The organism is Ferruginibacter sp. HRS2-29, assembly GCF_024343615.1.
Lineage (GTDB): Bacteria > Bacteroidota > Bacteroidia > Chitinophagales > Chitinophagaceae > Ferruginibacter.
The window spans coordinates 252,495-261,273 of the sequence record NZ_RJUB01000162.1 but is presented as its reverse complement, the minus strand read 5'-3'; the positions used below and the strand labels follow the sequence as shown (position 1 = coordinate 261,273).

The window sequence follows — 8,779 nt, the reverse complement described above, 5'->3', positions numbered from 1 at the left end:
CCACGCCGGGGCGGTATGGTTTATTTTTGATACGCAGCCGTGTGGAAAACTTGAGCGACGGCGTATTTTTTACACAAAGCCGAAACTCCCGCGGAACCGGCTGGCAGGGACACCACGCCGGGGCGGTATGGTTTATTTTTGATACGCAGCCGTGTGGAAAACTTGAGCGACGGCGTATTTTTTACACAAAGCCGAAACTCCCGCGGAACCGGCTGGCGGGGACGCCACGCCGGGGTACAAGTTTTTTTTTTGCCATTGCCAGGCCTTTTCCGGCGCATCCCTCTTCCTTTAAAAATCCATTTTACTCTTTGTAAAATGAGATACACTCAAAAAGGCTATCAGTAAACTACCAGGTCTGGCTGTTTTTTCAAGTAGGGCAATAAAAACGATTGATTAAAATAGCACAGGCCGGTACGGTAATTTAATTTTTTACCAAGGGCAAAAGCAATAGCTGCATTGTACAGCTGCATTGATTTTAGAGTATCTGCCGTTTCATACTTTACTGCCAAACGCATCATGCTTAATGCTTCCCGGATAGTATCGGGCAGTATAGTGGCTAATTGCTTTTTTCTACACTATCTATATTAGGTTGCTGTGCAACGCACACAACGGTTGTGTGTAAAAAATATCCTGTTTTTACAGGATGGACAAGAGCTAAAAAAATGATGAGGTTTGTTTTACCATAAACAACTTACCATGAAAAAAAATTTTATCCCTTTCAGGCAGGCTACACATTTGCTGCAACATGTTAGCGCAGGTGCGTTACACAACAGAAATGTATCTCCTTCGGTTGCCCAACAGAATTAAAACACAACACTCTTTTCCTTTTATAAAACAATAAGTTCATCGTACAACAACATAAAACTACTGCAATGAAAATCTGCTTTGTATGTATCGCTGTATTTCTTTTCCTGAGTACAGCATTTGCCCAGCCGGGCAAAAAAGTAAAGCCAAAGGAAAAGCCGCCTACGCAAAAAGAAATGGAAGATTTACTGAAGCTGGCGCAGGATGCGATGAAGGATATTAGCCCGGAGGATAAAAAATTAATGGATAGTATGGGCATTAAGATACCAACATTTAGCAATATGCCAAATGTGAGTGATCAGCAATTAGCAGATGCCTATACGCAGGATGGTTCGGGTGTTGTGGTACCTGCAAAAAAAACTGCACTCATTGCTCAAATCCCTAAAACTATTTTTTCTACCGCACAACTGGAGGCGTATGTACAGTCTACAAATGCATCCATTGCCGATATGATTAAGCCGGAGGCAAAACAACTGGCAGAAAAGATTCTGTTGCAGTTTAAAAACGATCCTTACCCTGGTGCCATGGTGGCTGCATCTGCAAATGGTTTATGGCTTTTGGGCTATCAGGAGCCTGCCGTTTACCTTATGGGCAAAGCCATACAACTGTTGCCCAATGCCGATAATTACAGCAATTATGCTGCATACCTAACCATGATGGGTGCCGCCCACATGGCCATACCTATATTACAAAAACTAAACAATGTTCATAAAAAAAACAGCACCATTTACAACAATCTTGCACAGGCATGGCTGCAAATGGGCGATGGAGATAAAGCAGAAAAATATATTGACAGTGCCATTATGATCTATGCGTATCATCCGCAGGCAAATTTTACCAAATGCCTGCTGCAGGAAGCCAGAGGGGAAATGACGAATGCTGTGATTTCTTTAAAACGATCTATCAAACATAGTGCAACCAAAAAGAAACTGGACAAACTGCAGGCTATGGAGAAAGATAAAAAACAATTGAAATACTATGTACCCAGAGTGTACTACTCTACTGCTTTTAATTTAGCAAAATATGCGGCTTTGGTACCCAAATCGTATGCACATGTGGTAGATCCCGGTATTTATAATCAATGGGCAAATTTCAGAACCATAATGGCAAATGAAATAGCGGTGGTAACTGCCGACATTGCCAGGGCTACTGCAAAAGCCAATGAAGAAGCGCATTACCTCACGGTGAATACCGCTAAAGCAGGAGGGCTGCAATTTAGCCCATGGTACAGCAAGCAACTAAAACGTGCCAACGAATACATTATGGAAAAGAACGACCCCGTAAAAACAACCAGGTACTCGGAAAAGGCCGTAAACTTTATGAACGAAGCAGTACTGAGAAAAACAATTTTTGAAAGCAGTTTAGAAGCCAACCGCAAGCGGATAGATAGCCTGATCACAGGGGGTGCCAACATACAACAGGATTGCAAATCTGAACTTGCCCTTGCAAACGAATACCTGGCATTGGCCAATAGTGCCAACGAATCGTACAATAACGAAAGGGTGAGGTTATGGATGACAGAAGCCTATGCCGACAACAATTATATTCCCTCCGCTGCCCTTACAGATGCGATGGCCTTAAAAACAGTGCTTGAAATAAAGAAGCAATTCCTCATTCATTTATCTGAACTAAACCATGAAGAGTATGTAACAGGATGTTTGAACGATAATGGTGAAAGACCTAAAGTAAAAGTTAAAGAACTGCCTGATTATGATGAAGTGAATTGTAAAATTTTAAATGTGATCTATGTACCCCTGGTGGGTAGCATAACCATGCGTTGCAATACCATGAGTGCAAAATTAAACCCTATGATGTCGCCCTTAAATGCAGAGTGGACAAGGAATTTAAACACCGGTATTGTAGAAGACTTCTCAATAGGTGTAGAAATAAAAGGCGTAAAACTGGATGGTGCGGTAAGCTTTGATAAAGATGGAAAATTTTTAGGAGGCAATGTTGCAGCCACAGGAAAAGTTGGAATGAAGATGGAAGACATAGGCTATTCCAAAGATCTGGGCGTAACCGTAAAAGCAAATTTTGATGAAAATGGTTTTACAAAAGGCAGCGTGGAATTAGGCATTAGTGGTGAGCTGAAATTTTTACCTGCCGACCTTGATGATGCGGCACCTGTACAAATTTCATTGAAAGATAAATTAGGCATAGGCATGGAAGTAGATGGCGAAGGAGCATCAGATTTTTATGTAAAAAATAACGTGACTGGTGATATTGCCAGCAATATTGAAACAGATACAAACGTGGAAACCACGCCGGGCATGATTGATAAGTTTGGCAACATTACACCGCCGGAAGTAATGCAACTCCCCTTTCCTGAAACGCCTTCGGTGGCCATAAGCGCCGATAGCCGCTGGTCGGTGCAATCGGGCTTTAGCGTAACGCAAGGGAATTTGTCAGGCCTGAGGGTAAAATGATCTGAATCTTAAAAGTTTTAAAACCATAAATGATCTAAGTACCCTCTGCATAAATGATCAACAGATGAACAAAAAAAAATAAAAACATGAAACAGTATTTTCTTTTACTCATGATTTTAGCCGCATCAGTTAAGGTGCAGGCTCAGCTTACCGATGAGCAACGCATCCAGGATTCGGTACTGGGCTGGTGGAGCGTACAGGATATAAAAAATATTCCAAAAGTGCATGAGTCGCACGGCGAAACTTTTACCGTAAAAACGCAGATGGATATGAAATACGTGATAGAATGGATGAAGAAAAGTTACATACCAGTGGGTGGTCTGGGCTGGTTTAAAAGGAAATTTTATGTAAATGATTATTCATTTCCTCCACACTCCTACGGTGTAGATTTCAGAGTATGGAATGTGAGTTTCAGCAAAGAATTTTTAGATGCAAAAGGAAATTTCACTCCCATTGCAGAAGAATACACCAGTTTTGGATTTGATGTAAATTCAATGACAGGAAGCAATGCGATAAACTTTATGAACTCGCCAACACAGTACCTGTTTACCTGGCAGCCCGACGGCCATCAAGGCTCTGCCATGGATAAAATTGCTAAAACTGATGACCCACGAAAACATCCGAACGTACAAAAATATTTAACCCGGGTTACCGAAAATTCTTTTACCGTGTATCTGGTGCCGGATAATAAACTGCCGATCCTACAAGTAACCAAAGGTGAATATTTGCGGTTAGCAGATGCTGCAATAGACAACCAGTTGCTTAAAGAGAAACAAGATGTGGAAGCAAAGTGGCCAGGCGATGTAAAGGCACAAAATGATGCGTACGACTATAGAAAAAAAGATCTGGAAAGGTACAGAGCCGGCATAAAAAAATGGCTTCAGGTATACAAAAACAGTTTGAATGAGCCAGCTATCCTTAGAGATATGCAGCCAAATATCCGCAGTTTTGATCTGGATCCTTTTGCCGTAAATGACATGGCAAAAAATTTAAAACAGTTTTATCCTGTCTATAAACTCGATGCAGATATTCTGGCAAAATGCAAAGCCGATAAGCCTCAGTGGATTGCAGTCTGGTTTCCTATTGAAACGAAAGAAGATGGTAACCAGCAATACGAAATGTACCGGTCAATGCTGGAACATTTTAATTACGATTATGTCTACAACTATTTCTTTGATCCCGAAAAAATAAAAGGTATTGCTTACAAACCTGCTAACGAAGCCCTGCTAAATGCAACATTGGAACGATACAGAAAAAAAAGCAATGGAAGAACAACTGCTGTTGTCAAGCAAGTATCAAATGTGGCACTCCCGTCCAATGTTTATTTTATGGATGATTTTACAAGTAATGCGGCAGGCAGCAAACCGTCAGGTTGGTATTTTTCCACTATAGGTAAACATGCTGTGGTTACTACGTTGAGTGACCAAAAAGGAAACTGGCTTCAATTGGGTTATAATAATGAAGTAACCCCTACTACCCTCAAGAAGCCGCTACCTCAAAACTTTACTTTAGAATACGATATGGCCACAAGTGATTTTGCCGGAAGATATGGCGGTTCTGCCATTCTGGTATTAGATACATGGAATGCAAATACCGGCCCAAATAAAGCACCCACAAGAGCTACTTTAAAAATAGAAATCGGCGCAGGAAATGAAAATGATTTTAACAATAACAATTACCGGGGGTATTTAAATATTGACCTGAATAAAGTACCGGAGGTAAATGAAAATAATTACAACAAGGGTGATTATTATAAAAATGAGTTGAGGGCATTTACCAACAAAAAAAGTAAAGTGCATGTGGCACTTAAAATAAATCGCGGGGAAATAACTGTATTCATTAATGATAAAAAAACAGAAGGTTCAAAAGAACTGAAACTGGCCTATGGCGGCGATTGTAAGGATTGTACCATTCCTGCGGGTTTAAACTTCAACAGCATTTACTGGAAAAATACAACCAGCGATGAAGCAAACGTAAACGTATATATCAGCAATGTAAAAATAACCAAAGAGTAAATTATGAAACATATATTCCTGCTTATTATCCTAAGCAATGCAACATTATTTGCAGTAGCGCAAAAAGAAACATTTGATCTGGCCAGTTACGCAGTTCCAAAAGGCTGGAAGAAAGAACAGAAAGAAAATGTTGTGGTGTATACTTATGTTGACCAAAAAGATAAAAGTTGGTGCCAGTTAGGTGTGTACCGCAATATTGCCAGTAAAGGCAGCGTAGATCAGGATTTTACAGATGCCTGGCAAGAGTTGATTGCAGGACCCTACAAAACCACAGGCCCTACCCAGGCCGATACCGCATTGGATGTAGATGGCTGGAAAATAAAGGCTGGCGCAGGTGCATTTGCGTACAATAATGGCCATGCTATGGCTTTATTATCTGCATTCACCGGGTATAATAGAACAGTGGATGTGCTGGCTGTTACCAATTCAGAAAAATATATTGATGCAATAGAAAAGTTTACAACAAGCATTGAGCTGAAAAAACCTACTACTGCAAATCTTACAACAGCTAACGGTAATGTACAACCGACAAAAACCATTGCTGATAATTTTGCTTTCAACACCACTAATTTTGATGATGGCTGGACAAGCCGTGTACAGGAGAATTGGGTGGAAGTAACCAAAGGAGGTTTAAAAGTATTGATACATTACCCCAATAAAAAAGCAGATGCATATTATTCCGTTTTAAAAGAAGGAGACTTTAACGCATGGGATCTGTTGGTAGCACCAAGGTACAGGAACATGAAAAACTTTGAATGGAAAACAATCCAAAGCTGGCAATCTATAACCTTCATGGAGGGTGATGCTACAGAAAATGCCACCGGAAAATTGGTACACATCGTTTTGTTTAAAAAACATGTAAGCGATGGAAGCGGTAAGTATATTGAGTTTGTGAGCAATACAAAAGGAGACTATGAAAAAGAATTTGGTGTTTATCACAATACCGAATTTGATTGGGATAAAAACGCCAACATGCAATACCGGAATAAATTTTCAGTAGCAGCTAACGATCTTTTAGGCAAATGGAGCAGTACCGATTACGCTTCTATCAGCTACTATTACGTAAGTAGCGGTAACCTTGCCGGAAGCACTGCGACATCACTTTCTGATGAATATAATTTCTTGCCCGGAAATAACTATGAAAGTCAGCATGCACAGGCATCGGGAGTAGTAGGAACACAGCAATTTTCCAATCAGAAATATAAAGGAAAATCAATGGTAACCAATTGGAACATCACTTTGACCAATCGGTTTAAAGGCGCTTCAGAAACTTATGACAGCTATTTTGAAGCCGTAAAAGGTGGACGGGCCCTAATCATAAAAGATAATCTCAATACCATAAAATATCTGGTAAGGCAATGATGCATTCTTAAACAACGGTAAGACAATTAACCCGGGAATGGATAACAGAATACCACATGAAGCACTTAATAACGCAACCGCTATGGAATTGAGCAACCAATCAACTGTGTGAAAAAAGGGGTACTTACACGCTGACAATATGTTGGTGGTTTATTTTTTATCAGACATCATGCCGCGAAACCGGCTGGCGGGGACGCCACGCCGGGACGAGAATAGTACAAGTAAAAAGCCGTTGATACGATATATCAACGGCTTAATTTTTTTGATACAGTTTAGCATGCAAGCTACCTACTGGCCAAAACAATTCCGCCAGGCTATTGCTTAATGAATTTAATTGCCTGCTGCTCCACCTGGATATAGTAAACACCTTTATGCAAATTGGTAATACCGATACGGTTACTGAGCCCGGTGGTACCCTGCTGTACGGTTTGTCCAAGTGTATTGGTGATCCTGTAGGTGATATTCTTATCGTCAAGGCCATTTAAAAATAATTGGTCGCTGAGCGGGTTTGGGTATACAGCAATGGAAACGCCCGTGGAATTTTTAACTGTGATCACTTTGGAGAATTCGAAGTTGTTATCCATATCGGCCTGTTTGAGGCGGTAATAATTTACGCCCCGCAAGGGCTTCGTATCCACAAAGGAATAGCTTTTGATGCTGTTGCTGCTTCCGTTGGCAGCCACGGTGCCTAGCGTTTCAAAGTTGACACCATCGGCGCTACGTTCTATTTCGAAATGGCGGCTGTTGGCTTCAGTGGCTGTCTGCCACTGAAGGCTATTCACCGCATGCTTATTGCTACCCGAAAAACTGATCAGTTTTACCGGTAATATAGATCCGTAAAAAAGCCTGAAATTATCGGCGGCAATCTCTTCGGTACCCGAACCGTTGGCAAATACATTCAACCTGAGATCCAGCAGGGAACCGGTTCCCGCGATGTTGGCCCCATATTCTGTGAAAGCATAGGTCAGGTCGGCGCCATCGCCTACCAGGTCCCCGGTGGTCTCCAGTTTCAGTGTCTGGCTTTGACTTGTCGAACTGGCGTAAAAGGCAACCGCCTTTGTCCAGGCGCCCCCATCGATCCGGTATTCAACCGATATATAATCCTGGCTTGCTCCAAAAATAGTTCCTTCCCAATTGCTCGCAAATGAGCTGTTGGCTGCAAACAATCCTTTAAACGACAACACACTTTTACCGGATATATCGATGCCCGACCAGGTTACCTGCTGGTTGGCACTTCCGCTTGCATTGGTGCAGGTGGTACCAAAGTCAATGTCTTCGCCCGCCCAGAATTTAGTGCCCTGCATTCCCGTGTATGATCCTGATATGAGCGATATGCCTCCGACATTTGTTCTGAAAAAATAATTGGTGGCAGGTGGGCCCCCACAGGAAAAAGTAACGGAAGGCGTTCTGGATCCTGTACTGGGAGCCCCGGTATCTTCAAATGTGTCACTCCAAAATTGCGTCTGGGCATTTGCACCAGCACAAAATGTCAACAAAAGCAGTAGTAGATATAGGTTTTTCATACGGTAAACATATATAAATTATTTTAAATAATCATAATAAAATGTAACCTGAATTGTTGTAAACCATGAGCAGGCGTTCCGGCCACAATACCCGCGGAAAATGATTAGTGCAGTACGGGTTCGAAATTGAATAAAAAACTGGTTACCTCCATGCCCGGCTCATTGATCATCCGATACGCAACTGTGTGTCCGCATACGCATAAAAAAACGAAGCGACACAAAACGTGTCGGCCATTAAATTTTAAAGTGTTCCGACACAAAACGTGTCGACAGGAAAATTTAAAGTTACGCCGACACGTATACGAGTGGTGGTAAGCCTGCCATTACCCGTTTAGTTTCCTATACTCTATTTTATTTTTGAGCGGGAAGGGATTGTTTCATTTTTGAAGTAACTCAAGCCTGTGCATCCTTGATCAGTTGCTTCATCTGCTGCTTTTTTTCGGTGGATAGGGCATCGGAGAAGTGCTGATGCCCTTTGGCATTTTTTCCAAAAAAAGAAGTTTGCTGCTCAAAGCGTTTACACCCGTCGCATACGGCATGATGCAATTTCAGTTTGACCAGGTCGCCAAAAGAAATGACACCGGCTTCTTTTTTGCCGGACAGAAAAGTTGCTTTACGGCAACTGATATTGATTAATTTCTTTAGCATC

At 41.6% G+C, this 8,779-nt stretch carries 6 protein-coding genes; 4 read left to right on the top strand and 2 right to left on the bottom strand.

All coding sequences use genetic code 11. The annotated features are described in order from the left end of the window. The 4 genes from EGI32_RS21105 to EGI32_RS21090 form a co-directional block, all read left to right on the top strand. Positions 1-314 (top strand): hypothetical protein (locus EGI32_RS21105; RefSeq protein WP_255157654.1); only part of this gene is annotated, 314 nt, incomplete at its 5' end. Positions 315-872: 558 nt separating this feature from the next. Beyond that, positions 873-3,230 (top strand): M48 family metallopeptidase, encoded by a 2,358-nt coding sequence (locus tag EGI32_RS21100; RefSeq protein ID WP_255157653.1) that lies wholly within the window; start codon positions 873-875, stop codon positions 3,228-3,230. 86 nt (positions 3,231-3,316) lie between these two features. Further along, positions 3,317-5,245, top strand: coding sequence for a hypothetical protein (locus EGI32_RS21095; protein ID WP_255157652.1), 1,929 nt, complete (start codon positions 3,317-3,319; stop codon positions 5,243-5,245). A 3-nt stretch (positions 5,246-5,248) separates the two neighbouring features. Beyond that, a complete protein-coding gene (locus EGI32_RS21090) occupies positions 5,249-6,607 on the top strand; it encodes a hypothetical protein (RefSeq protein ID WP_255157651.1) in 1,359 nt (452 codons plus the stop codon). A gap of 314 nt (positions 6,608-6,921) precedes the next feature. Here the strand turns inward: EGI32_RS21090 and EGI32_RS21085 are convergent, their stop codons facing one another. Together EGI32_RS21085 and EGI32_RS21080 are read right to left on the bottom strand one after the other, a co-directional pair. Next, on the bottom strand, positions 6,922-7,911 hold the full coding sequence (locus EGI32_RS21085; protein WP_255157650.1) for a T9SS type A sorting domain-containing protein: 990 nt from the start codon (positions 7,909-7,911) through the stop codon (positions 6,922-6,924). 612 nt (positions 7,912-8,523) lie between these two features. Further along, on the bottom strand, positions 8,524-8,778 hold the full coding sequence (locus EGI32_RS21080; protein ID WP_255157649.1) for a hypothetical protein: 255 nt from the start codon (positions 8,776-8,778) through the stop codon (positions 8,524-8,526). Between the last annotated feature and the right edge of the window lies 1 nt (position 8,779).